Source organism: Stenotrophomonas sp. 1337 (genome assembly GCF_031455455.1).
Taxonomy (GTDB): domain Bacteria; phylum Pseudomonadota; class Gammaproteobacteria; order Xanthomonadales; family Xanthomonadaceae; genus Stenotrophomonas; species Stenotrophomonas indicatrix.
Window position 1 is genome coordinate 92,619 of record NZ_JAVDSR010000008.1, and the last position, 23,085, is coordinate 115,703.

Annotated in this window: 31 protein-coding genes; all 31 read left to right on the plus strand. The window is 62.3% G+C overall.

Annotated elements, in window-relative coordinates:
* The first annotated feature begins 29 nt into the window (after positions 1-29).
* The 31 genes from rpoC to rpoA all read left to right on the plus strand — a co-directional run bounded on the left by rpoC (position 30) and on the right by rpoA (position 23,031).
* Positions 30-4,271 carry a DNA-directed RNA polymerase subunit beta' gene (rpoC, locus tag J2X70_RS12735; RefSeq protein ID WP_025879345.1) on the plus strand — a complete coding sequence of 1,414 codons (4,242 nt, stop codon included), beginning with the start codon at positions 30-32 and terminating at the stop codon, positions 4,269-4,271.
* Positions 4,272-4,666: 395 nt separating this feature from the next.
* On the plus strand, positions 4,667-5,041 hold the full coding sequence (gene rpsL, locus J2X70_RS12740) for a 30S ribosomal protein S12 (RefSeq protein WP_025879344.1): 375 nt from the start codon (positions 4,667-4,669) through the stop codon (positions 5,039-5,041).
* Between the two features lie 12 nt (positions 5,042-5,053).
* Positions 5,054-5,521, plus strand: a complete 468-nt coding sequence (gene rpsG, locus J2X70_RS12745) for a 30S ribosomal protein S7 (RefSeq protein WP_025879343.1) — start codon at positions 5,054-5,056, stop codon at positions 5,519-5,521.
* Between the two features lie 138 nt (positions 5,522-5,659).
* Positions 5,660-7,801 carry an elongation factor G gene (gene fusA / locus J2X70_RS12750; protein WP_025879342.1) on the plus strand — a complete coding sequence of 714 codons (2,142 nt, stop codon included), beginning with the start codon at positions 5,660-5,662 and terminating at the stop codon, positions 7,799-7,801.
* 51 nt (positions 7,802-7,852) lie between these two features.
* Positions 7,853-9,043 carry an elongation factor Tu gene (gene tuf, locus J2X70_RS12755; RefSeq protein WP_032977440.1) on the plus strand — a complete coding sequence of 397 codons (1,191 nt, stop codon included), beginning with the start codon at positions 7,853-7,855 and terminating at the stop codon, positions 9,041-9,043.
* A 333-nt stretch (positions 9,044-9,376) separates the two neighbouring features.
* Positions 9,377-9,688 carry a 30S ribosomal protein S10 gene (rpsJ, locus tag J2X70_RS12760; RefSeq protein WP_010341589.1) on the plus strand — a complete coding sequence of 104 codons (312 nt, stop codon included), beginning with the start codon at positions 9,377-9,379 and terminating at the stop codon, positions 9,686-9,688.
* A gap of 11 nt (positions 9,689-9,699) precedes the next feature.
* The gene (gene rplC / locus J2X70_RS12765; protein WP_025879301.1) at positions 9,700-10,350 is read left to right on the plus strand and encodes a 50S ribosomal protein L3; all 651 of its coding nucleotides are present in this window, start codon (positions 9,700-9,702) and stop codon (positions 10,348-10,350) included.
* Between the two features lie 12 nt (positions 10,351-10,362).
* A complete protein-coding gene (rplD, locus tag J2X70_RS12770; RefSeq protein ID WP_025879302.1) occupies positions 10,363-10,968 on the plus strand; it encodes a 50S ribosomal protein L4 in 606 nt (201 codons plus the stop codon).
* Positions 10,965-11,264 (plus strand): 50S ribosomal protein L23, encoded by a 300-nt coding sequence (gene rplW / locus J2X70_RS12775; RefSeq protein ID WP_025879303.1) that lies wholly within the window; start codon positions 10,965-10,967, stop codon positions 11,262-11,264. The genes rplD and rplW overlap by 4 nt, the downstream gene beginning before the upstream one ends.
* Positions 11,265-11,274: 10 nt before the next feature.
* Positions 11,275-12,102: a 50S ribosomal protein L2 gene (rplB, locus tag J2X70_RS12780; RefSeq protein ID WP_025879304.1), complete on the plus strand. Its 828-nt coding sequence runs from the start codon at positions 11,275-11,277 to the stop codon at positions 12,100-12,102.
* A gap of 6 nt (positions 12,103-12,108) precedes the next feature.
* A complete protein-coding gene (rpsS, locus tag J2X70_RS12785; RefSeq protein WP_004145340.1) occupies positions 12,109-12,378 on the plus strand; it encodes a 30S ribosomal protein S19 in 270 nt (89 codons plus the stop codon).
* A 12-nt stretch (positions 12,379-12,390) separates the two neighbouring features.
* A complete protein-coding gene (gene rplV, locus J2X70_RS12790) occupies positions 12,391-12,726 on the plus strand; it encodes a 50S ribosomal protein L22 (RefSeq protein ID WP_004145348.1) in 336 nt (111 codons plus the stop codon).
* A gap of 18 nt (positions 12,727-12,744) precedes the next feature.
* Positions 12,745-13,479, plus strand: coding sequence for a 30S ribosomal protein S3 (gene rpsC / locus J2X70_RS12795; protein WP_004145350.1), 735 nt, complete (start codon positions 12,745-12,747; stop codon positions 13,477-13,479).
* Positions 13,480-13,484: 5 nt separating this feature from the next.
* Positions 13,485-13,898, plus strand: a complete 414-nt coding sequence (gene rplP, locus J2X70_RS12800; protein ID WP_025879305.1) for a 50S ribosomal protein L16 — start codon at positions 13,485-13,487, stop codon at positions 13,896-13,898.
* A complete protein-coding gene (gene rpmC / locus J2X70_RS12805) occupies positions 13,898-14,083 on the plus strand; it encodes a 50S ribosomal protein L29 (RefSeq protein ID WP_025879306.1) in 186 nt (61 codons plus the stop codon). Before rplP ends, rpmC begins: the two co-directional genes overlap by 1 nt.
* 11 nt (positions 14,084-14,094) lie before the next feature.
* The gene (rpsQ, locus tag J2X70_RS12810) at positions 14,095-14,364 is read left to right on the plus strand and encodes a 30S ribosomal protein S17 (RefSeq protein WP_004145355.1); all 270 of its coding nucleotides are present in this window, start codon (positions 14,095-14,097) and stop codon (positions 14,362-14,364) included.
* 12 nt (positions 14,365-14,376) lie between these two features.
* On the plus strand, positions 14,377-14,745 hold the full coding sequence (gene rplN / locus J2X70_RS12815; RefSeq protein WP_025879307.1) for a 50S ribosomal protein L14: 369 nt from the start codon (positions 14,377-14,379) through the stop codon (positions 14,743-14,745).
* A 16-nt stretch (positions 14,746-14,761) separates the two neighbouring features.
* On the plus strand, positions 14,762-15,079 hold the full coding sequence (gene rplX / locus J2X70_RS12820; protein ID WP_025879308.1) for a 50S ribosomal protein L24: 318 nt from the start codon (positions 14,762-14,764) through the stop codon (positions 15,077-15,079).
* Between the two features lie 11 nt (positions 15,080-15,090).
* Positions 15,091-15,633, plus strand: a complete 543-nt coding sequence (rplE, locus tag J2X70_RS12825; RefSeq protein WP_025879309.1) for a 50S ribosomal protein L5 — start codon at positions 15,091-15,093, stop codon at positions 15,631-15,633.
* Positions 15,634-15,651: 18 nt separating this feature from the next.
* Positions 15,652-15,957 (plus strand): 30S ribosomal protein S14, encoded by a 306-nt coding sequence (rpsN, locus tag J2X70_RS12830; RefSeq protein WP_032977438.1) that lies wholly within the window; start codon positions 15,652-15,654, stop codon positions 15,955-15,957.
* Positions 15,958-16,190: 233 nt separating this feature from the next.
* The gene (rpsH, locus tag J2X70_RS12835; RefSeq protein ID WP_025879311.1) at positions 16,191-16,589 is read left to right on the plus strand and encodes a 30S ribosomal protein S8; all 399 of its coding nucleotides are present in this window, start codon (positions 16,191-16,193) and stop codon (positions 16,587-16,589) included.
* 17 nt (positions 16,590-16,606) lie between these two features.
* Entirely contained in the window at positions 16,607-17,131 is a 525-nt protein-coding gene (gene rplF, locus J2X70_RS12840) for a 50S ribosomal protein L6 (protein WP_025879312.1), read from the plus strand.
* Positions 17,132-17,163: 32 nt separating this feature from the next.
* Entirely contained in the window at positions 17,164-17,517 is a 354-nt protein-coding gene (rplR, locus tag J2X70_RS12845; protein WP_025879313.1) for a 50S ribosomal protein L18, read from the plus strand.
* A 161-nt stretch (positions 17,518-17,678) separates the two neighbouring features.
* Positions 17,679-18,221 (plus strand): 30S ribosomal protein S5, encoded by a 543-nt coding sequence (gene rpsE, locus J2X70_RS12850; RefSeq protein ID WP_025879314.1) that lies wholly within the window; start codon positions 17,679-17,681, stop codon positions 18,219-18,221.
* Positions 18,214-18,405 carry a 50S ribosomal protein L30 gene (gene rpmD, locus J2X70_RS12855; protein WP_025879315.1) on the plus strand — a complete coding sequence of 64 codons (192 nt, stop codon included), beginning with the start codon at positions 18,214-18,216 and terminating at the stop codon, positions 18,403-18,405. The genes rpsE and rpmD overlap by 8 nt, the downstream gene beginning before the upstream one ends.
* Positions 18,406-18,409: 4 nt before the next feature.
* Positions 18,410-18,853, plus strand: coding sequence for a 50S ribosomal protein L15 (gene rplO / locus J2X70_RS12860; protein WP_025879316.1), 444 nt, complete (start codon positions 18,410-18,412; stop codon positions 18,851-18,853).
* A 7-nt stretch (positions 18,854-18,860) separates the two neighbouring features.
* Positions 18,861-20,228, plus strand: coding sequence for a preprotein translocase subunit SecY (gene secY / locus J2X70_RS12865; RefSeq protein WP_025879317.1), 1,368 nt, complete (start codon positions 18,861-18,863; stop codon positions 20,226-20,228).
* A gap of 346 nt (positions 20,229-20,574) precedes the next feature.
* Entirely contained in the window at positions 20,575-20,931 is a 357-nt protein-coding gene (gene rpsM / locus J2X70_RS12870) for a 30S ribosomal protein S13 (RefSeq protein ID WP_025879318.1), read from the plus strand.
* An 11-nt stretch (positions 20,932-20,942) separates the two neighbouring features.
* Positions 20,943-21,332, plus strand: coding sequence for a 30S ribosomal protein S11 (gene rpsK, locus J2X70_RS12875; RefSeq protein ID WP_004145443.1), 390 nt, complete (start codon positions 20,943-20,945; stop codon positions 21,330-21,332).
* 15 nt (positions 21,333-21,347) lie between these two features.
* Positions 21,348-21,977, plus strand: coding sequence for a 30S ribosomal protein S4 (rpsD, locus tag J2X70_RS12880; protein ID WP_025879319.1), 630 nt, complete (start codon positions 21,348-21,350; stop codon positions 21,975-21,977).
* A 55-nt stretch (positions 21,978-22,032) separates the two neighbouring features.
* Positions 22,033-23,031 carry a DNA-directed RNA polymerase subunit alpha gene (rpoA, locus tag J2X70_RS12885; protein WP_025879320.1) on the plus strand — a complete coding sequence of 333 codons (999 nt, stop codon included), beginning with the start codon at positions 22,033-22,035 and terminating at the stop codon, positions 23,029-23,031.
* Positions 23,032-23,085: the final 54 nt, after the last annotated feature.

The window sequence follows — 23,085 nt, forward strand, 5'->3', positions numbered from 1 at the left end:
ACACAGCATTCCTCCTTCTGGAGAACACCATGAAAGACCTGCTCAACCTCTTCAACCAGCAGCGCCAGACGCTGGACTTCGACGCGATCAAGATCGCGCTGGCTTCGCCGGACCTGATCCGTTCGTGGTCCTTCGGCGAAGTGAAGAAGCCGGAAACCATCAACTACCGTACCTTCAAGCCGGAACGTGACGGCCTGTTCTGCGCCGCCATCTTCGGACCGGTCAAGGACTACGAGTGCCTGTGCGGCAAGTACAAGCGCATGAAGCACCGCGGCGTGGTCTGCGAGAAGTGCGGCACCGAAGTGACCCTGGCCAAGGTGCGTCGCGAGCGCATGGGCCACATCGACCTGGCCTCGCCGGTCGCGCACATCTGGTTCCTGAAGTCGCTGCCGTCGCGCATCGGCCTGATGCTGGACATGACCCTGCGCGATATCGAGCGCGTGCTGTACTTCGAAGCCTACGTGGTGACCGAGCCGGGCCTGACCGCCCTGGAGCGCCGCCAGCTGCTGACCGAAGAACAGTACCTGCAGGCCCGCCAGGAGCATGGCGACGACTTCGACGCTGCCATGGGCGCCGAGGCCGTGTACGAACTGCTGCGCACCATCGACCTGCAGTCGGAAATGACCCGCCTGCGCGAAGAGATCGCCAGCACCGGTTCGGAAACCAAGCTGAAGCGACTGACCAAGCGCATCAAGCTGATCGAAGCCTTCCTGGAATCGGGCAACCGTCCGGAGTGGATGGTCATGACCGTCCTGCCGGTGCTGCCGCCGGACCTGCGTCCGCTGGTTCCGCTGGATGGTGGCCGCTTCGCGACCTCCGATCTGAACGACCTGTACCGCCGTGTCATCAACCGCAACAACCGCCTGCGCCGCCTGCTCGAACTGAGCGCGCCGGACATCATCGTGCGCAATGAAAAGCGCATGCTGCAGGAATCGGTCGATGCGCTGCTGGACAACGGCCGTCGCGGCCGTGCCATCACCGGCACCAACAAGCGCCCGCTGAAGTCGCTGGCCGACATGATCAAGGGCAAGCAGGGTCGTTTCCGCCAGAACCTGCTTGGCAAGCGCGTCGACTACTCGGGCCGTTCGGTCATCGTGGTCGGTCCGTACCTGCGCCTGCACCAGTGCGGCCTGCCGAAGAAGATGGCGCTCGAACTGTTCAAGCCGTTCGTGTTCGCCAAGCTGCAGCGTCGTGGCCTGGCCACCACCATCAAGGCCGCCAAGAAGCTGGTCGAGCGCGAAGAAGCCGAAGTCTGGGACATCCTGGAAGAGGTCATCCGCGAGCATCCGGTGATGCTGAACCGTGCGCCGACCCTGCACCGTCTGGGCATCCAGGCCTTCGAGCCGGTCCTGATCGAAGGCAAGGCCATCCAGCTGCACCCGCTGGTCTGCACCGCGTTCAACGCCGACTTCGACGGTGACCAGATGGCCGTCCACGTGCCGCTTTCGCTGGAAGCCCAGCTGGAAGCGCGTGCGCTGATGATGTCCACCAACAACATCCTGTCGCCGGCCAACGGCGAGCCGATCATCGTGCCGTCGCAGGACGTCGTGCTGGGTCTGTACTACATGACCCGCTCGCTGGAAAACAAGAAGGGCGAGGGCATGGCCTTCGCCAACATCGCCGAAGTCAAGCGCGCCTACGACAACCGCGTGGTGGAACTGCACGCGCGCGTCAAGGTCCGCATCACCGAGGTGGTGACCGACGAGGAAGGCAACAAGCAGAGCAAGACCTCGATCGTGGATACCACCATCGGTCGCGCCCTGCTGGCTGAAATCCTGCCGGAAGGCCTGCCGTTCGCGCTGGCCAACACCGAGCTGACCAAGAAGAACATCAGCCGCCTGATCAACTCCAGCTACCGCCAGCTGGGTCTGAAGGACACGGTCGTGTTCGCCGACAAGCTGATGTACACCGGCTTCGCCTACGCGACCCGCGCCGGCGTTTCGATCGGCATCGACGACATGCTGATCCCGGACGAGAAGAAGGGCATCCTCACCGAGGCCGAAGCCGAAGTGCTGGAAATCCAGGAGCAGTACCAGTCGGGCCTGGTCACCGCCGGCGAGCGCTACAACAAGGTGGTCGACATCTGGTCGCGCACCAATGAGCGCATCGCCAAGGCGATGATGGACACCATCGGTACCGAGAAGGTCATCAATGCCAAGGGCGAGACCATCGACCAGAAGTCGATGAACTCCCTGTACATCATGGCCGACTCCGGTGCACGAGGCAGCCAGGCGCAGATCCGTCAGCTGGCCGGCATGCGTGGCCTGATGGCCCGTCCCGATGGCTCGATCATCGAGACGCCCATCAAGGCGAACTTCCGCGAAGGCCTGAACGTGCAGGAGTACTTCAACTCCACCCACGGTGCCCGTAAGGGTCTGGCCGATACCGCGCTGAAGACCGCGAACTCGGGTTACCTGACCCGTCGTCTGGTCGACGTGGCGCAGGACGTGGTGATCACCGAGGTGGACTGCGGTACCACCGAAGGCCTGATCATGACCCCGATCGTTGAAGGCGGCGACGTGGTCGAGCCGTTGAAGGATCGCGTGCTGGGTCGCGTGGTTGCCGAGGACGTGTTCCTGCCGGGCAACGACGAAGATCCGATCGTCACCCGCAACACCCTGCTCGACGAAGCCTGGGTCGCCAAGCTTGAAGAGGCCAGCGTGCAGACCATCAAGGTCCGCTCGACGATCTCCTGCGAATCGGCCTTCGGCGTCTGCGCTCGCTGCTACGGCCGCGATCTGGCCCGTGGCCACCTGGTCAACATCGGTGAAGCGGTCGGCGTCATCGCCGCGCAGTCCATCGGTGAGCCGGGTACCCAGCTGACGATGCGTACGTTCCACATCGGTGGTGCGGCATCGCGAGCTGCTGCGGTCGACAACATCACCGTCAAGACCACCGGCTCGGTCAAGTTCAGCAACCTCAAGTCGGTTGCCCATGCCAACGGCTCGCTGGTCGCGGTGTCGCGCTCGGGTGAAATGTCGGTGCTCGATGCGCACGGCCGTGAGCGTGAGCGTTACAAGCTGCCGTACGGTGCGACCATCACCTCCAAGGACGGTGATGCGGTCAAGGCTGGCCAGACCGTGGCCAACTGGGATCCGCATAACCATCCGATCGTTTCGGAAGTGGCCGGTTTCATCCGCTTCATCGACTTCGTCGACGGCATTACCGTCATCGAGAAGACCGATGAACTGACCGGCCTGGCGTCGCGCGAAATCACCGACCCGAAGCGCCGCGGCGCCCAGGCGAAGGATCTGCGCCCGATCGTCCGCATCGTCGATGGCAAGGGCAACGACCTGTCGATTCCGGGCACCGACCTGCCGGCGCAGTACCTGCTGCCGCCGCGCTCGATCGTCAACCTGCAGGACGGCGCTGCCGTCGGCGTGGGTGACGTGGTTGCCAAGATCCCGCAGGAAGCGTCGAAGACCCGCGACATCACCGGTGGTCTGCCGCGCGTGGCCGATCTGTTCGAAGCCCGCAAGCCGAAGGATCCGGCAGTGCTGGCCGAGCGTTCGGGCATCATCAGCTTCGGCAAGGACACCAAGGGCAAGCAGCGCCTGATCATCAAGGACACCGATGGTTCGGAGCACGAAGAGCTGATTCCGAAGTACCGTCAGGTCATCGTGTTCGAAGGTGAGCACGTGACCAAGGGCGAAACCATCGTCGACGGCGAGCCGAGCCCGCAGGACATCCTGCGTCTGCTGGGCGTCGAGCCGCTGGCCGCCTACCTGGTCAAGGAAATCCAGGACGTGTACCGCCTGCAGGGCGTGAAGATCAACGACAAGCACATCGAGGTGATCACCCGCCAGATGCTGCGCAAGGTCGAGATCACCGATCAGGGCAGCAGCAAGTTCCTGAACGGCGAACAGGTCGAGCGCCAGCGCGTCATCGAGGAAAATGCACGCCTGACCACCCGCAACGAGCTGATTGCTCGCTTCGATCCGGTCCTGCTGGGCATCACCAAGGCATCGCTGGCTACCGAATCGTTCATCTCGGCTGCTTCCTTCCAGGAAACCACCCGCGTGCTGACCGAGGCTGCCGTCCGCGGCACCAAGGACAACCTGCGCGGCCTGAAGGAAAACGTGATCGTCGGCCGTCTGATTCCGGCCGGTACCGGTCTGACCTACCACGCCAACCGCCGCCGCAATGCGAGCGGGCTGACGGACTCGGAAATGCAGACCCTGGCCGGCACCCCGGCAGCTGCAGCCGCCGTGGCCGTGGCAGCACCGGAAGTGGTGGTGGAGTCGACCGACGCCGAGCAGGCCGAGGATTGATCGGCCGGTCCGGCTCAGGCCGGACCTCGATCGGGCAGGGGGCGGCCATCGGCCGGTCCCTGCTTCATGGTCCGGCTCCGTGCCGGACACGTATCACGCAGGACCCGCTTCGGCGGGATCTGCATTCGAGGGCCCAGGCCGCTGGTCTGTTCGCCGTCGATGAGGTAGGATGCCGCCCCGGCCCAGCGATGGGTCGGGCGACAACCTGAACGGGGGGCATGGAGAAGGCTCCCCTGTAACGGCCCTGGATCAGGGCTGGCTTGGCGCGTGCGCATTTGACCGCGTTTTCGCCAGGTTGCTACAATCGTCTGTCTCAGCAGGCCGGTTTTTCGCCTGCTCGCACATATCCGCATTCATGGCCGGTTTTTTTCGGCCTCTCTCAGAAGAACATACTGATGGCGACGATCAATCAGCTTGTCCGCAAGCCGCGGCAGGCAACCACTTATAAGAGCGCCTCGCCGGCTCTCGAAAAGTGCCCCCAGCGCCGTGGCGTCTGCACGCGCGTTTACACCACTACTCCGAAGAAGCCGAACTCGGCCCTTCGCAAGGTTGCCAAGGTTCGCCTGACCAACCAGGAAGAAGTGATTTCCTACATCGGCGGTGAAGGCCACAACCTGCAGGAGCACTCCGTGGTCCTGATCCGTGGCGGTCGCGTCAAGGATCTGCCGGGTGTGCGTTACCACACCGTTCGTGGTTCGCTCGACGCCTCCGGCGTTGCCAAGCGTCGCCAGGGCCGTTCCAAGTACGGCGCCAAGCGTCCGAAGAGCTAAGGGAAAGCACACATGTCTCGTAAAGGTAATACGCCGCAGCGCGCAGTCCTGCCGGATCCGAAGCACGGAAGCGAAACCATCGCCCGTTTCATCAACATGGTGATGCTGAGCGGCAAGAAGTCGGTCGCTGAAAAGATCGTCTATGGCGCCATGGACGTGATCGGTGAGAAGAACCCGAATTCCGTCGAGCTGGTTCAGAAGGCTCTGGAAAACGTGGCTCCGTCGGTCGAAGTCAAGTCCCGCCGCGTCGGTGGTGCCACCTACCAGGTGCCGGTCGAAGTGCGCGCCTCGCGCAAGATGGCTCTGGCCATGCGTTGGCTGATCGACTCCGCGCGCAAGCGTGGTGAGAACACCATGCCGAAGAAGCTGGCCGCTGAACTGATCGACGCCTCGGAAAACCGTGGCGGCGCCATCAAGAAGCGCGAAGAAACCCACCGCATGGCCGAAGCCAACAAGGCATTCGCCCACTACCGCTGGTGAGTTTGACGGCCTTGTAAAACAGGCAGGGCAGCACCATCTCGGTGCTGCCTCGCGGCCCCAGAAGGGCTGCGCCAATCCGAAGGCCGCCGAAAGGCGGCGTTCGGCCATCCGAAATCCAAGAAATCTGAGAGGCTCCCCGTGGCCCGTTCCACTCCCATCGAGCGTTACCGCAATTTCGGCATCATGGCCCACATCGATGCCGGCAAGACCACCACGTCCGAGCGCATCCTGTTCTACACCGGCAAGAGCCACAAGATCGGTGAAGTGCATGACGGCGCCGCCACCATGGACTGGATGGAGCAGGAGCAGGAGCGTGGCATCACGATCCAGTCCGCTGCGACCACCGCGTTCTGGAAGGGCATGGACAAGTCCCTGCCGGAGCACCGCTTCAACATCATCGACACCCCCGGGCACGTCGACTTCACCATCGAAGTGGAGCGCTCGCTGCGCGTGCTCGACGGTGCCGTCTTCGTGCTGTGTGCCGTCGGTGGCGTGCAGCCGCAGTCGGAAACCGTGTGGCGCCAGGCCAACCGTTACAAGGTGCCGCGCATCGCGTTCGTCAACAAGATGGACCGCACCGGCGCCAACTTCACCAAGGTCGTCGGCCAGCTGAAGGCGAAGCTGGGTGCCAAGGCCGTTCCGATGCAGCTGCCGATCGGCGCTGAGGAAGGCTTCAAGGGCGTCGTCGATCTGCTGAAGATGAAGGCCATCCATTGGGATGAGGCTTCGCAGGGCATGAAGTTCGAGTACAGCGATGTGCCGGCCGACCTGCTGGCTGAAGCGACCGAAGCCCGTACCTTCATGATCGAAGCGGCTGCCGAAGCCAGCGAAGAGCTGATGGACAAGTACCTGGGCGGCGATGAGCTGACCGAGGCCGAGATCATCGAAGCCCTGCGCGTGCGCACCCTGGCGACCGACATCGTGCCGATGTACTGCGGCTCGGCGTTCAAGAACAAGGGCGTGCAGGCCATGCTGGACGGCGTGATCCAGCTGCTGCCGTCGCCGATCGACGTGCCGGACGTGACCGGTACCGACGTTGACGATGAAACCAAGGAAATGAGCCGCAAGTCTGACGACAAGGCTCCCTTCTCGGCCCTGGCCTTCAAGATCATCACCGACCCGTTCGTCGGCGCGCTGACCTTCTTCCGTGTCTACTCGGGCACGTTGAATGCAGGCGACCAGCTGCTGAACTCGGTGAAGGGCAAGAAGGAGCGCATCGGCCGTATCCTGCAGATGCACTCCAACAACCGTGAAGAAATCAAGGAAGTGCTGGCAGGCGACATCGCCGCCGCCGTGGGCCTGAAGGACACCACCACCGGTGACACCCTGTGCTCCATGGATCAGCCGATCATCCTCGAGCGCATGGTGTTCCCGGAGCCGGTCATCTCGATGGCCGTCGAGCCGAAGACCAAGTCCGACCAGGAAAAGATGGGTCTGGCACTGGGTCGTCTGGCCCAGGAAGATCCGTCGTTCCGCGTCAAGACCGACGAAGAATCCGGCCAGACCATCATCTCGGGCATGGGCGAGCTGCACCTGGACATCATCGTTGACCGCATGAAGCGCGAGTTCAACGTTGAAGCCAACGTCGGCAAGCCGCAGGTGGCTTACCGCGAAACGATCACCCTGTCGGACGTGAAGTCGGACTACAAGCACGCCAAGCAGTCCGGTGGTAAGGGTCAGTACGGTCACGTCGTGATCGAGCTGTCGCCGATCACCGATGCCGATCGTGCAGATCCGAAGATCGCCGCGGGTATCAAGGACGACTTCCTGTTCATCAACGACATCACCGGTGGCGTGATTCCGAAGGAATTCATTCCGTCGATTGAAAAGGGTCTGCGCGAAACCATCACCAACGGTCCGCTGGCTGGCTTCCCGGTCGTGGACGTCAAGGTGAAGCTGGTGTTCGGCTCGTACCACGACGTCGACTCCTCGGAAATGGCGTTCAAGCTCGCTTCCTCGATGGCCTTCAAGGAAGGCTTCCGCAAGGCCAAGCCGGTCCTGCTGGAGCCGATCATGAAGGTCGAGATCGTGACCCCGGAGGATTACCAGGGTGACGTGATGGGCGACGTGAGCCGTCGTCGCGGCGTTCTGCAGGGTTCTGATACCACCGGTGACGGTTCGGCCAGCATCATCAACGCGATGATCCCGCTGGGCGAAATGTTTGGCTACGCGACCTCGCTGCGTTCGCAGACCCAGGGCCGCGCCACCTTCACGATGGAATTTGACCACTACGAGCCGGCGCCGAACAACATCGCCGACGAAGTCATGAAGAAGTCCTGAGCGTAACGCTCAGGTCCTCCAAACCACTTACGAACTAAAAGGTAGAACGAAATGGCAAAGGGTAAGTTCGAGCGCACCAAGCCGCACGTCAACGTCGGCACCATCGGTCACGTCGATCATGGCAAGACCACGCTGACCGCCGCACTGACCAAGATCGGTGCCGAGCGCTTCGGTGGCGAGTTCAAGGATTACTCCGCGATCGACGCCGCGCCGGAAGAAAAGGCGCGTGGCATCACGATCTCGACCGCGCACGTCGAGTACGAATCCACCGTTCGTCACTACGCCCACGTCGATTGCCCGGGCCATGCTGACTACGTCAAGAACATGATCACCGGTGCTGCCCAGATGGACGGCGCGATCCTGGTGTGCTCGGCTGCTGACGGCCCGATGCCGCAGACCCGCGAGCACATCCTGCTGTCGCGTCAGGTCGGCGTGCCGTACATCGTCGTGTTCCTGAACAAGGCCGACATGGTTGACGATGCCGAGCTGCTGGAACTGGTCGAAATGGAAGTCCGCGAGCTGCTGAGCAAGTATGACTTCCCGGGCGACGACACCCCGATCATCTCGGGTTCGGCCCGTCTGGCGCTGGAAGGCGACCAGAGCGACATCGGCGTGCCGGCCGTCATCAAGCTGGTCGAGGCGCTGGACACCTGGATCCCGACCCCGGAGCGTGACGTCGACAAGGCGTTCCTGATGCCGGTCGAAGACGTGTTCTCGATCTCGGGCCGCGGCACCGTGGTGACCGGTCGTATCGAGCGCGGCGTGATCAAGGTCGGCGAAGAAATCGAAATCGTCGGCATCCGTCCGGTGCAGAAGACCACCGTGACCGGCGTGGAAATGTTCCGCAAGCTGCTGGACCAGGGTCAGGCAGGCGACAACGCCGGTCTGCTGCTGCGCGGCACCAAGCGTGACGACGTCGAGCGTGGGCAGGTTCTGGCCAAGCCGGGTTCGATCAAGCCGCACACCAAGTTCGACGCCGAAGTGTACGTGCTGTCGAAGGACGAAGGCGGCCGTCACACCCCGTTCTTCAAGGGCTACCGTCCGCAGTTCTACTTCCGTACCACCGACATCACCGGTGCGGTCGAGCTGCCGGAAGGCGTCGAGATGGTGATGCCGGGCGACAACGTGAAGATGGTTGTCACCCTGATCAACCCGGTCGCCATGGACGCCGGCCTGCGCTTCGCCATCCGCGAAGGTGGCCGTACCGTCGGTGCTGGCGTGGTTGCCAACATCCTCGAGTAATCTGCTAGACTCTGCGCCCCGATGTTGCCTGGGTAGGGCATCGGGGCGTATCAAACGGGAAAGTAGGCACAGGATGTGCCTTGTGTTCCCCGGACCAGGAAGGGTCAATGCCATTCAGGCGGCGTCAACAGGAGACTGTTGACAGCTGCCTTGCGTGCCATTATGCTTCTCCGTCTGGGCAGGCCGGTTTCATGGGTCTGCCTATGCATTTGGGGTCTACGGATTGACCTTGTCGGCCTGCGGGAATGCGGGCCGTCTGTATTCAGGGATTTCATGGGGCAAAGCAACCCAGAGGCTTTGTCTGTCGCTCTTTTATCGAAGGAACCTACCGCCATGGCGGACCAAAAGATCCGGATCCGGCTGAAAGCGTTCGATCATCGTCTGATCGACCGTTCGGCCAGCGAGATCGTTGAGACGGCGAAGCGGACCGGCGCGCAAGTGCGTGGCCCGATCCCGCTGCCGACCAAGATCGAGCGTTACACCATCCTCGTCTCCCCGCACGTCGACAAGGACGCGCGTGACCAGTACGAGACCCGCACGCACAAGCGCGTGCTCGATATCGTTGACCCGAATGACAAGACCGTGGACGCGCTGATGAAGCTCGAACTGGCTGCCGGCGTCGACGTTCAGATCAAGCTGACCTGAGGACTACGACCATGACGAAGAAGTATTCGTTGGGCTTCGTGGGCCGCAAGGCTGGCATGAGCCGCGTGTTCACCGAAGATGGCCGTTCCATCCCGGTGACCCTGATCGAAGCAACCCCCAACCGCATCGCGCAGATCAAGACCGTCGAAACTGACGGCTACAGCGCCGTGCAGGTGACCGTCGGTGCGCGTCGCGCTGCCCTGGTCAACAAGCCGGAAGCCGGCCACTTCGCCAAGGCGAAAGTGGAAGCGGGCCGTGGCCTGTGGGAATTCCGCGTTGAAGACGCCCAGCTCGGCGATTTCGCCGTGGGTGGCGAAGTCAAGGCGGACATCTTTGAAGTCGGCCAGATCGTCGACGTCCAGGGTGTCACCAAGGGTAAGGGCTTCCAGGGCACCATCAAGCGCTACAACTTCCGTATGGGTGACGCTACCCACGGCAACTCGCTGTCGCATCGCGCGCCGGGTTCGCTGGGTCAGCGCCAGACGCCCGGCCGCGTGTTCCCGGGTAAGAAGATGTCCGGTCACATGGGTGCCGTGCAGCAGAGCACCCAGAACCTGGAAGTTGTCAAGGTCGACGTCGAACGCGGTCTGATCGCGGTTCGCGGCGCCGTTCCGGGCGCGGCGGGTGGCGACGTGATCGTCCGTCCGGCGAGCAAGGCATAAGGAGAGATGACGATGGAACTCGTTATCACGGGTAGCAATAACAAGGTCTCGGTCTCCGACGCCGTGTTCGGTCGCGATTTCAGCGAAGATCTGGTTCACCAGGTCGTCGTTGCTTACCGCAACGCCGGTCGCGCCGGCACCAAGGCGCAGAAGACTCGCTCCGAAGTGGCAGGTACCACCAAGAAGTCGAAGAAGCAGAAGGGCGGCGGCGCGCGTCATGGCGCACTGACGGCTCCGATCTTCGTCGGCGGCGGTGTCACCTTCGCGGCAAAGCCGCGCAGCTTCGAGCAGAAGGTCAATCGTAAGCAGTACCGTGCCGCCATGTGCGCGATCCTGTCCGAGCTGAACCGTCAGGGCCGTCTGACCATCGTGGAGTCCTTCGATGTCGAAGCGACCAACACGAAGGCTCTGATCGCCAAGCTGGCCGGCCTGGAAGTGGGCAAGCGCCCGCTGATCGTCACTGAAGAAGCCTCCGAGCACCTGTACCTGTCGGCTCGCAACATTCCCTACGTGGAAGTGCGTGACGTCCAGGGCCTGGATCCGGTGTCGCTGGTCGGTGCCGACACGGTCGTCATCACCGCTGACGCGGTCAAGAAGGTCGAGGAGTGGCTGGCATGAACAGCAACGAAAAAATCTTCAGCGTGCTGCTCGCCCCGCGTGTCTCCGAAAAGACCGCGCGCCTGCAGGAACTCTCCAATCAGTACGTCTTCGAAATTTCGAACGAAGCCACCAAGGCCGATGTAAAGGCCGCGGTTGAGCAGCTGTTCGACGTCAAGGTCGAAGCAGTCAACGTGGTCAACGTCAAGGGCAAGAACAAGTCCTTCCGTAACCGTGCTGGCCGCCGCGGCGATTGGCGCAAGGCGTACGTTCGCCTGGCCGACGGCCAGTCGATCGATGTAACGGCCAAGGCCTGAGGTACATCCCATGCCATTGATGAAATTCAAGCCCACTTCTCCCGGTCGCCGTTCGGCCGTGCGCGTGGTTACTCCCGACCTGCACAAGGGCGCTCCGCACGCTCCGCTGGTCGAGTCGCAGAGCCGTTCCGGTGGTCGTAACCACCACGGCCGCATCACCGTGCGTCACGTCGGTGGTGGCCACAAGCAGCACTACCGCCTGATTGACTTCAAGCGCAACAAGCTGGGCATCCCGGCGCGCGTGGAACGCATCGAATACGATCCGAACCGCACCGCGCACATCGCCCTGCTGTGCTACGTCGACGGCGAGCGTCGCTACATCATCGCCCCGAAGGGTCTGAAGGCTGGTGATCAGGTGATCGCTGGTTCGGATGCTCCGATCAAGGCGGGCAACACCCTGCCGCTGCGCAACATCCCGGTCGGTACCACCATCCACTGCATCGAGCTGAAGCCGGGCAAGGGCGCTCAGATCGCTCGCGCTGCAGGTGCTGCCGTGCAGCTGGTTGCTCGTGAAGGCATCTACGCCACCCTGCGCCTGCGCTCGGGTGAGATGCGCAAGGTTCCGGTTGAGTGCTGCGCGACCATCGGCGAAGTCGGCAACGACGAGCACAGCCTGGAAAAGCTGGGCAAGGCCGGTGCCAAGCGCTGGCGCGGCGTCCGCCCGACCGTTCGTGGTGCTGCCATGAACCCGGTTGACCACCCGCACGGTGGTGGTGAGGCGAAGGCCGGCCAGGGTAACCCGCATCCGGTCACCCCGTGGGGTGTTCCGACCAAGGGTTACAAGACGCGCCATAACAAGCGCACTCAGCAGTTCATCGTCCGCGATCGTAGGGGCTAATCGACCATGGCACGTTCACTCAAGAAGGGCCCGTTTGTCGATCACCACCTGGTTGCTAAGGTGGCTGCCGCTGCGGGTAGCAAGCGTCCGATCAAGACCTGGTCGCGTCGTTCGATGATCCTGCCTGACATGGTAGGCGTCACCATTGCCGTGCATAACGGCAAGAACCACATCCCGGTTCTCGTCAACGAGAACATGGTCGGCCACAAGCTCGGCGAATTTGCCATCACCCGGACCTTCAAGGGTCACGGTGGTGACAAGAAGTCGGGCAAGTAAGGAGAGATGACAATGGAAGCGAAAGCCATCCTGCGCACCGCGCGCATCTCCCCGCAGAAGGCACGTCTGGTCGCTGACCAGGTGCGCGGTCTGCCGGCCGAGCGTGCCGTCAACCTGCTGAAGTTCTCGGACAAGAAGGCTGCCCACCTGATCAAGAAGGTGGTGGAGTCGGCTATTGCAAATGCCGAGAACAACCAGGGCGCCGACGTCGACGAGCTGAAGGTTCAGACCATCATGGTAGATGAAGGTCCGACCCTGAAGCGTTTCATGGCGCGGGCGAAAGGCCGCGGTACCCGCATCCTCAAGCGCACCAGCCACATCACTGTGGTTGTGGGCGCCGCCAAGTAAGCGGATAAGGAAAAGACCATGGGTCATAAAGTTCATCCGATTGGTATCCGCCTCGGCATTTCCAAGGACTGGAACTCCAAGTGGTACGCCAACAAGGCCGAGTTCGCTGGTTACCTGGCAGCCGACCTGAAAGTGCGCGAAATGCTGCGCAAGAAGCTGGCGCAGGCCGGCATCAGCAAGATCCTGATCGAGCGTCCGGCAAAGACCGCTCGCGTGACGATCCACACCGCCCGTCCGGGCGTGGTGATCGGCAAGCGCGGTGAGGACATCGAGAAGCTGCGCAAGGAAGTGAGCGAGATGATGGGCGTCCCGGCGCACATCAACGTCACCGAAGTGCGCAAGCCCGAGCTGGACGCACAGCTGGTTGCCGAATCGATCGCGCAGCAGCTGGAGCGTCGCATCATGTTCCGCCGCGCAATGAAGCGCTCGGTCGGCAACGCGATGCGCCTGGGTGCCCTGGGCATCAAGGTCAACGTCGGTGGCCGCCTCAACGGTGCAGAAATCGCCCGTTCGGAGTGGTACCGCGAAGGCCGCGTGCCGCTGCACACGCTGCGTGCCGACATCGACTACGGCTTCGCTGAAGCCAAGACGACCTACGGCATCATCGGCATCAAGGTCTGGATCTACAAGGGCGAGGTCTTCGATTTCTCCCAGGTTGGCCAGGAAAAGCAGGACGACACCCCGTCGCGCAACGATCGTCATGATCGCGGCGACCGCGGTGACCGTCAGCGCCCGGCTCGTGAAGCGAGGTAACGACAATGTTGCAACCCAAGCGAACCAAGTACCGCAAGGTGCACAAGGGCCGTAACGAAGGCCTCAGCTGGAGCGCAAACGCTGTCAGCTTTGGCGAGTACGGCCTGAAGGCAACCGCCCACGGTCAGCTGACCGCGCGTCAGATCGAAGCGGCTCGCCGTTCGATCAGCCGCTACGTGAAGCGCGGCGGCAAGATGTGGATCCGAGTGTTCCCCGACAAGCCCATCACCAAGAAGCCCATCGAAGTTCGAATGGGTTCGGGTAAGGGCAACGTGGAATACTGGGTGGCCCAGATCCAGCCCGGCCGCATGATCTATGAAATCGAGGGTGTTACCGAGGAAGTGGCACGCGAGGCGTTCCGCCTGGCCGCTGCCAAGCTCTCGGTCACCACCACTTTCGTGACCCGGACGGTGCGCTGATGGATATCAAAACTCTCCGTGAAAAGTCGGCTGACGACCTCAAGGCCCACCTGATCGACCTGCGTAAGGAACAGTTCTCTGTCCGTATGCAGCAGGTCACCGGCCAGCTGCCGAAGACACACGACATCCGCCGGGTGCGTCGCGAAATTGCTCGCGTCAAGACCCTGCTCGGCAGCACGAAGTAAGGATGGCCGCTATGAGCGACAATACTGAAAACAAAGCGCTGCGCACGGTCGAAGGCCGTGTCGTCAGCAACAAGATGGACAAGACGGTTACCGTCCTGGTCGAGCGTCAGGTCAAGCACGCACTGTACGGCAAGTACATCAAGCGCTCGACGAAGCTGCACGCCCACGATGCCGACAACGCCTGCAAGGAAGGCGATGTCGTCCGCGTGACCGAGATTGCTCCGATGTCCAAGACCAAGAACTGGCGCGTGGTGGAAGTCATCACGCGTGCGGCTGAATAAGGAGTCTGAATCATGATCCAGATGCAGAGCTACCTTGACGTCGCCGACAATTCTGGTGCCAAGCGAGTGATGTGCTTCAAGGTGCTGGGTGGTTCCAAGCGCCGTTACGCCGGCATCGGCGACATCATCAAGGTCACCGTGAAGGATGCGATTCCGCGCGGCAAGGTCAAGAAGGGTGAAGTGTATGACGCCGTCGTGGTGCGTACCCGCAAGGGTGTGCGTCGCGCCGACGGCTCGCTGATCCGCTTCGACGGCAACGCCGCCGTTCTGCTTAACAACAAGCAGGAGCCGATCGGGACCCGTATCTTCGGGCCGGTGACTCGTGAACTTCGTTCGGAGAAGTTCATGAAGATCGTCTCGCTCGCTCCCGAAGTGCTGTGAGCGACAGGAGATAATCATGGCTAACCGTATCAAGAAGGGCGACCAGGTTGTCGTCAACGCCGGCAAGGACAAGGGTAAGCAGGGCGAAGTCGTCCGCGTCGATGGCGACCGTCTGGTCGTCGCCAACGTGAACATCGTCAAGCGCCACACCAAGCCGAACCCGCAGGCAGGTGTTGCCGGCGGCGTGGTCGAGCGTGAAGCGTCGATCCATATCTCCAACGTGAATGTGCTGAACCCGGCTTCGGGCAAGGGCGAGCGCGTTGGCTTCAAGGTGCTGGAGGATGGACGCAAACTGCGTGTGTTCCGCTCCAGCGGTGAGGCGCTCGACGCCTGAGGAATGAGAAGATGACTTCCCGTCTCGAAAAGTTTTACAAGGAAGAAGTGGTGCCGGCGCTGATGAAGCAGTTCGGTTACACCAATTCCATGCAGGTGCCGAAGCTGGTCAAAGTCACCCTGAACATGGGTGTCGGCGAAGCGGCCACCAACAAGAAGATCCTGGAAAACGCCGTTGGCGACATGACCAAGATCTCGGGCCAGAAGCCGATCGTCACCAAGTCGCGTATCTCGGTGGCATCGTTCAAGATCCGTGATGGTTGGCCGATCGGCTGCAAGACCACGCTGCGTCGCCACAAGATGTACGAGTTCCTGGACCGCCTGATCAACATCTCGCTGCCGCGCGTGCGCGACTTCCGTGGTGTTTCCGGTCGTTCCTTCGACGGTCGCGGCAACTTCAACATGGGTGTGAAGGAACAGATCATCTTCCCGGAAATCGACTTCGACGCTGTCGACGCGATCCGCGGTATGGATATCGCCATCACCACCACTGCGAAGACCGACGCGGAAGCGAAGGCGCTGCTGGCAGCGTTCAAGTTCCCGTTCCGTAACTGATTCGTCGAGGAAACCGAAATGGCAAAGACCTCCATGGTCAACCGCGACATCAAGCGGAAGAAGCTGGCTGAAAAGTTCGCTGTCAAGCGTGCTGCTCTGAAGAAGATCGTGTCCTCCCCGGACGCGAGCTACGAAGAGAAGATCGAGGCCGCCACCAAGTTGTCGAAGCTGCCGCGCGATTCGTCGCCGAGCCGCCATCGCAACCGTTGCGAACTGTCCGGCCGCCCGCGTGGCGTGTACAGCAAGTTCGGCCTGGGTCGCAACAAGCTGCGTGAAGCCACCATGCGTGGCGACGTTCCGGGCCTGCGCAAGGCCAGCTGGTAACCCCAGCCGGTCCTGCCAGCGAGGGCTTCCCCCGGGGGGCTTCGCAGCCGGGGAGGGGATGCGTTCAGCTTTCCCTCTGCAAAAAACCGAAGAGCCCGACGCAAGTCGGGCTCTTTTGGCGTATACTCCCGCGTCTTGCTCTGCGCAATGCGTAGGGGTAGGGGGCCTGGCCCGTTTCCAGGAGACAACAGATTTTCGCGAAAGCGGATATCGGTGCACTCAAAGGTACTCATATGAGCATGACTGATCCCATCGCCGACCTGCTGGTCCGCATCAAGAATGCGGCAGCGGTTGGCAAGCAGACGGTGAAAGCCCCGTCGTCCAAGATCAAGGTTGCGATCGCCCAGGTCCTGAAGGACGAGGGTTACATCGCCGACCTGCGCGTGACCGCGCTCGAGAACAACAAGTCCGAGCTGGAAATCGTGCTGAAGTATTTCGAAGGCAAGCCGGTCATCGCGACCCTGAAGCGCTTCTCGCGTTCGGGCCTGCGCCAGTACCGCGGCAAGAGCGAACTGCCGAAGGTCATGAACGGCCTGGGCATTTCCATCATTTCCACTTCCAAGGGCATCATGACTGATGCGCAGGCGCGCCAGTTGGGCGTCGGCGGCGAAGTCCTGTGCTTCGTGGCCTAAGGCGAAAGGAGTAGACCATGTCCCGTGTAGCCAAGAAGCCGATCGACCTGGGTAAGGTTGAACTGAACGTCCAGAACGACAGCGTCATCGCCAAGGGCCCGAAGGGCACCCTGTCGCTGGCCAAGCCGGCTGGCATCAACATCAATGTCGAAAACGGCGTTGCCACCCTGAGCACCGACAACGTGGAGCTGATCCCGCTGACCGGTACCGTCCGCGCCATCCTGTCCAACATGGTCAAGGGTGTTTCCGAAGGCTTCGAGCGCAAGCTTGAGCTGGTCGGCGTGGGTTACCGTGCCGCGATGCAGGGCAAGGACCTCAGCCTGTCGCTGGGTTACTCGCACCCGATCGTGTTCGTGGCGCCGGAAGGCATCACCATCACCACCCCGACCCAGACTGAAATCCTGGTGCAGGGCGCTGACAAGCAGGCCGTCGGTGAAGCTGCCGCCAAGATCCGTGCGTTCCGCAAGCCGGAGCCGTACAAGGGCAAGGGCGTGAAGTACTCCGACGAAGTCATCATTCGCAAGGAAGCCAAGAAGGCCTAATTAGGACCTTCCGCTTTCCAGGGAAAAAGATCATGAACAAGAACATCGCCCGCCTGCGTCGCGCCAAGTCGACCCGTGCCCACATCCGTGTGCTCGGTGTGGCCCGCCTGTCGGTGCTGCGCACCGGCCAGCACCTGTATGCACAGGTCTTCACCGCTGACGGCTCGAAGGTGCTGGCTGCCGCCAACACCACCCAGGCCGACATCAAGGAAGGCCTGAAGAACGGCAAGAACGCCGATGCCGCCGCCAAGGTTGGCCGCATCGTCGCTGAGCGTGCCAAGGCCGCCGGCGTCGAGAAGGTTGCCTTCGATCGTTCGGGTTACCGTTACCACGGCCGCATCAAGGCCCTGGCTGACGCTGCCCGCGAAGCCGGCCTGCAGTTCTAAGGGATCAGGGCAGGGGACTCCGGTCCCCATGCCCGCCTGCTCGCCAGCCTGAGTGAGGCTGGGCGGCGCCGCTCTTCTGCAGCGGCCCACCGCAACAACGCACCACTCCACAACCATAAGCGGCCTCGAGCCGTACATAACCCAACAACCAAGGAATAAACATGGCAGAAGAACGTCAGCAGCGGGGTCGCGATCGCGACCGTAACCGCGAAGAGAAAGTCGATGACGGCATGATCGAAAAGCTGGTCGCGGTCAATCGCGTCAGCAAGACCGTCAAGGGTGGCCGTCAGTTCACCTTCACCGCCCTGACTGTTGTCGGCGACGGCGAAGGCAAGGTCGGTTTCGGTTATGGCAAGGCACGCGAAGTGCCGGTCGCCATCCAGAAGTCGATGGAGCAGGCTCGCAAGAACCAGGTCACCGTCGATCTGAACAACGGCACCCTGTGGCACACCATCAAGGATGGTCACGGCGCAGCGCGCGTGTTCATGCAGCCGGCTTCCGAAGGTACCGGCGTCATTGCCGGTGGTGCCATGCGCGCCGTGCTGGAAGCAGTGGGCGTGAAGAACGTGCTGGCCAAGGCCACCGGTTCGCGCAACCCGATCAACCTGGTGCGTGCCACCGTGAAGGGCCTGACTGCAGCGCAGTCGCCGGCTCGCATCGCGGCCAAGCGCGGCAAGAAGGTGGAGGATCTCAACCATGGCTAATGAAACCAACAAGACCGTCAAGGTCCGTCTGGTTCGCGGCCTGCGTGGTGCCCAGGCGCGTCATCGCCTGTCGGTGCGTGCGCTGGGTCTGGGCAAGCTCAACGATGTGCGTGAACTGAAGGACAGCCCGCAGGTTCGCGGTCTGATCAACAAGGTCCACTACCTCGTCAAGGTTGAGGAATAATCCAATGACCATGCATCTGAATGAATTGAGCCCGGCACCGGGCGCTCGTAAAGAGCGTACCCGCGTCGGTCGCGGTATCGGCTCCGGCCTGGGCAAGACCTGCGGCCGCGGCCACAAGGGTTCGTTTGCCCGTAAGGGTGGCGGCAAGATCAAGGCTGGCTTCGAAGGCGGCCAGACCCCCATGCAGCGTCGTCTGCCGAAGATCGGCTTCCGTTCGCCGATCGCCAAGGACACTGCTGAAGTGCTGCTGTACCAGCTGGACAAGCTGCCGGCCGGCGAGATCGACTTCGCTGTCCTGCGTGCTGCCAAGCTGGTCCCGAGCACTGCCAAGAAGGCCAAGGTCGTCGTCAAGGGCGAAGTGACCAAGGCGTTCACCCTGAAGGGTGTTGCTGCCACGGCCGGTGCCAAGGCTGCGATCGAAGCTGCCGGCGGCAGCGTAACGGAGTAAGAGAATCATGGCGCAAGCTGGCATCGGTAACCTCGCGGGCGGAATGGGCAAGTTCACTGAACTTCGCCAACGTTTGCTGTTCGTCGTCGGGGCTTTGATCGTCTATCGCATCGGCTGCTACGTGCCGGTGCCGGGCGTCAATCCCGATGCCATGCTTGCCATGATGCAACAGCAGGGCGGCGGCATCGTGGACATGTTCAACATGTTCTCGGGCGGCGCCCTGCACCGTTTCAGCATTTTCGCGCTGAACGTGATGCCGTATATCTCGGCATCGATCGTGATGCAGCTGGCTGTGCACATCTTCCCCGCCTTGAAGGCGATGCAGAAGGAAGGTGAGTCCGGCCGCCGCAAGATCACCCAGTATTCGCGCATCGGCGCTGTGCTGCTCGCAGTGGTGCAGGGCGGTTCGATCGCGCTGGCGCTGCAGGGCCAGGTGTCGCCGACCGGTGCACCGGTCGTGTACATGCCGGGCATGGGCTTCGTGCTCACTGCCGTGGTCGCACTGACCGCCGGCACCATGTTCCTGATGTGGGTTGGTGAGCAGGTGACCGAGCGTGGCATCGGCAACGGCGTCTCGCTGATCATCTTCGCCGGTATCGTGGCGGGCCTGCCGGGTGCGGTCATCCACACCTTCGACGCCTACCGCGACGGCAACATCCAGTTCATCCAGCTGCTGCTGATCGCCATCGTCGTGCTCGCCTTCACCTTCTTCGTGGTGTTCGTCGAACGCGGCCAGCGCCGGATCACGGTGAACTACGCGCGCCGCCAGGGCGGTCGCAACGCGTACATGAACCAGACCTCGTTCCTGCCGCTGAAGCTGAACATGGCCGGCGTCATCCCCGCGATCTTCGCCTCGAGCCTGCTGGCCTTCCCGGCCACCCTGGCCATGTGGTCCGGCCAGGCTGCCAACCAGAGCACCTTTGGCCAGACCCTGCAGAAGGTCGCCAATGCCCTGGGTCCGGGCGAGCCGCTGCACATGATCGTGTTCGCTGCGCTGATCACCGGTTTCGCGTTCTTCTATACCGCGCTGGTGTTCAACTCGCAGGAAACCGCCGACAACCTGAAGAAGTCGGGCGCGCTGATTCCGGGTATCCGTCCGGGCAAGGCCACCGCCGACTACATCGACGGCGTGCTGACCCGACTGACGGCTGCCGGTTCGGCTTACCTGGTGATCGTCTGCCTGCTGCCGGAACTGATGCGCACGCAGCTGAACGCCTCGTTCTACTTCGGCGGTACTTCGCTGTTGATCGTGGTGGTGGTGGTGATGGACTTCATCGCCCAGGTGCAGGCGCACCTGATGTCCCACCAGTACGAGAGCCTGCTGAAGAAGGCCAACCTGAAGGGCGGCAACCGCGGCGGTTTTGCTCGCGGCTGATTAGCCTGTTATACTTTCGTCTTCCTGACGTGATGGTCCTCCGCTTCGCGGACTCTGGCCACACAAACGAAGGGCGGCCCCCGCAGCGGTTCCGGGTGGGGGTGTGATGAGGTGGTCCCGCGCTGGAGTAGCGCGGGCGGCCCGGGAGGCAACTCCAGGTCCAACCCCATCCGGCGCCGGAGCCTGGGCACACTCCCCGGGCCGGGTTCATGAAACCTCTGGTTTCACGGGCTTCCAAGTAAACCGGAACCTTGTTAGTATCACTGGTTCACTTTTTTGATCCATCCTGCCGGATCGGCGTGCCTTGAGCGCGCTGTCGGCCATCACTCAGCTGGAGAACCGCGTCATGGCGCGTATTGCAGGCGTCAACCTGCCAGCCCAGAAGCATGTCTGGGTCGGGTTGCAAAGCATTTACGGCATCGGCCGTACCCGTTCGAAGAAGGTCTGCGAAGTCGCAGGCGTCACTTCGACCACCAAGATCCGCGATCTGTCGGAGCCGGAAATCGAGCGCCTGCGCGCCGAAGTCGGCAAGTACATCGTGGAAGGCGATCTGCGCCGTGAAATCGGTATCGCGATCAAGCGCCTGATGGACCTGGGCTGCTACCGCGGCCTGCGTCACCGTCGCGGTCTGCCGCTGCGTGGCCAGCGCACCCGTACCAACGCCCGCACCCGCAAGGGCCCGCGCAAGGCGATCAGGAAGTAAGGGACATATAAATGGCTAAGCCTGCTGCTAAGACCAAGAAGAAGATCAAGCGCGTCGTCACCGACGGCGTTGCCCACGTCCACGCTTCGTTCAACAACACCATCGTGACCATCACCGACCGTCAGGGCAACGCTCTGTCGTGGGCGACCTCCGGTGGCGCTGGCTTCCGCGGTTCGCGCAAGTCGACCCCGTTCGCAGCCCAGGTGGCTGCCGAAAAGGCCGGTCGTGCTGCGCTGGACTACGGCGTGAAGTCGCTGGAAGTCCGCATCAAGGGTCCGGGTCCGGGCCGTGAGTCGGCCGTGCGTTCGTTGAACAACGTCGGCTACAAGATCACCAACATCATCGACGTGACGCCTATCCCGCACAACGGGTGCCGTCCGCCGAAGAAGCGTCGCGTCTAAAGGGAGCGATAAGAAATGGCTCGTTATATCGGTCCTACCTGTAAGCTCGCCCGTCGCGAAGGCGCCGACCTGTCCCTGAAGAGCCCGGCGCGTGCGCTGGACTCCAAGTGCAAGTTGGAGCAGAAGCCCGGCCAGCATGGCGCCACTGCCCGCAAGGGCAAGCTGTCCGACTACGCTACCCAGCTGCGTGAAAAGCAGAAGGTCAAGCGTATCTACGGTCTGCTGGAGCGTCAGTTCCGCAACTACTACAAGAAGGCCTCGACCAAGAAGGGCAACACCGGCGAGAACCTCCTGCAGCTGCTGGAAACCCGCCTGGACAACGTTGTCTACCGCATGGGCTTCGCCGTGACCCGTCCGGCTGCCCGTCAGCTGGTGTCGCACCGCGGCGTCACCGTGAATGGCAAGTCGGTCAACCTGGCCTCGTACCAGGTCAAGGCTGGCGACGCCATCGCCCTGTCTGAAAAGGCTGCCAAGCAGCTGCGCGTCCAGGAAGCCCTGACCGTCGCCGCCCAGCATGACCTGAGCCCGTCGTGGGTTGAAGTGGATTCCGGCAAGTTCTCCGGCATCTTCAAGGCTGTTCCGGATCGTTCGGATCTGCCTGCGGACATCAACGAAGCGCTGATCGTCGAGCTGTATTCGAAGTAATTCACATTGGAGAGCCCCCGGCGACGGCCGGGGGTTCACTAGGAGAACCCGCAACATGACGGTTACCGCCAACCAGGTTCTGCGTCCTCGCGGTCCGCAGATCGAACGCATTACCGACACCCGTGCAAAGGTCGTTATCGAACCTTTGGAGCGGGGTTACGGGCATACGCTGGGTAATGCCCTGCGTCGCGTGCTGCTGTCGTCCATCCCGGGCTTCGCCATCACGGAAGTCGAAATCGACGGCGTGTTGCATGAGTACACCACGGTCGAAGGTCTGCAGGAGGACGTGCTGGAAGTCCTGCTGAACCTGAAGGACGTGGCCATCCGTATGCACTCCGGCGACAACGCGACTCTGTCCCTGTCCAAGCAGGGTCCGGGCGTTGTCACCGCTGCCGACATCAAGGTCGACCACAATGTGGAGATCTTGAACGGCGACCACGTGATCTGCCACCTGACCAAGGACACGGCAGTGAACATGCGTCTGAAGATCGAGCGTGGTTTCGGCTATCAGCCGGCAGCTGCGCGTCGTCGTCCGGACGAAGAAACCCGTGCCATCGGCCGTCTGGTCCTGGATGCCTCGTTCTCGCCGGTCCGCCGTGTCGCCTATGCCGTGGAAGCGGCTCGTGTCGAACAGCGCACCGACCTGGACAAGCTGGTCATCGATATCGAGACCAACGGCACCATCGACGCCGAAGAAGCAGTGCGTACCGCTGCCGACATCCTCAGCGATCAGCTGTCGGTGTTCGGTGACTTCACCCATCGCGACCGCGGTGCGGCGAAGCCGGCCAACAACGGCGTGGATCCGGTGCTGCTGCGCCCGATCGACGATCTGGAGCTGACCGTGCGTTCGGCCAACTGCCTGAAGGCCGAGAGCATCTACTACATCGGCGATCTGATCCAGAAGACCGAAGTCGAGCTGCTGAAGACCCCGAACCTGGGTAAGAAGTCGCTCACCGAGATCAAGGAAGTGCTGGCCCAGCGTGGCCTGTCGCTCGGCATGAAGCTGGAGAACTGGCCGCCGGCCGGCGTCGCCAGCCACGGCATGCTGGGCTGATACCGCCTTTCTGCAAGACCGCATGGCCCCGTCGGCAACGACGGGGCCATTGCA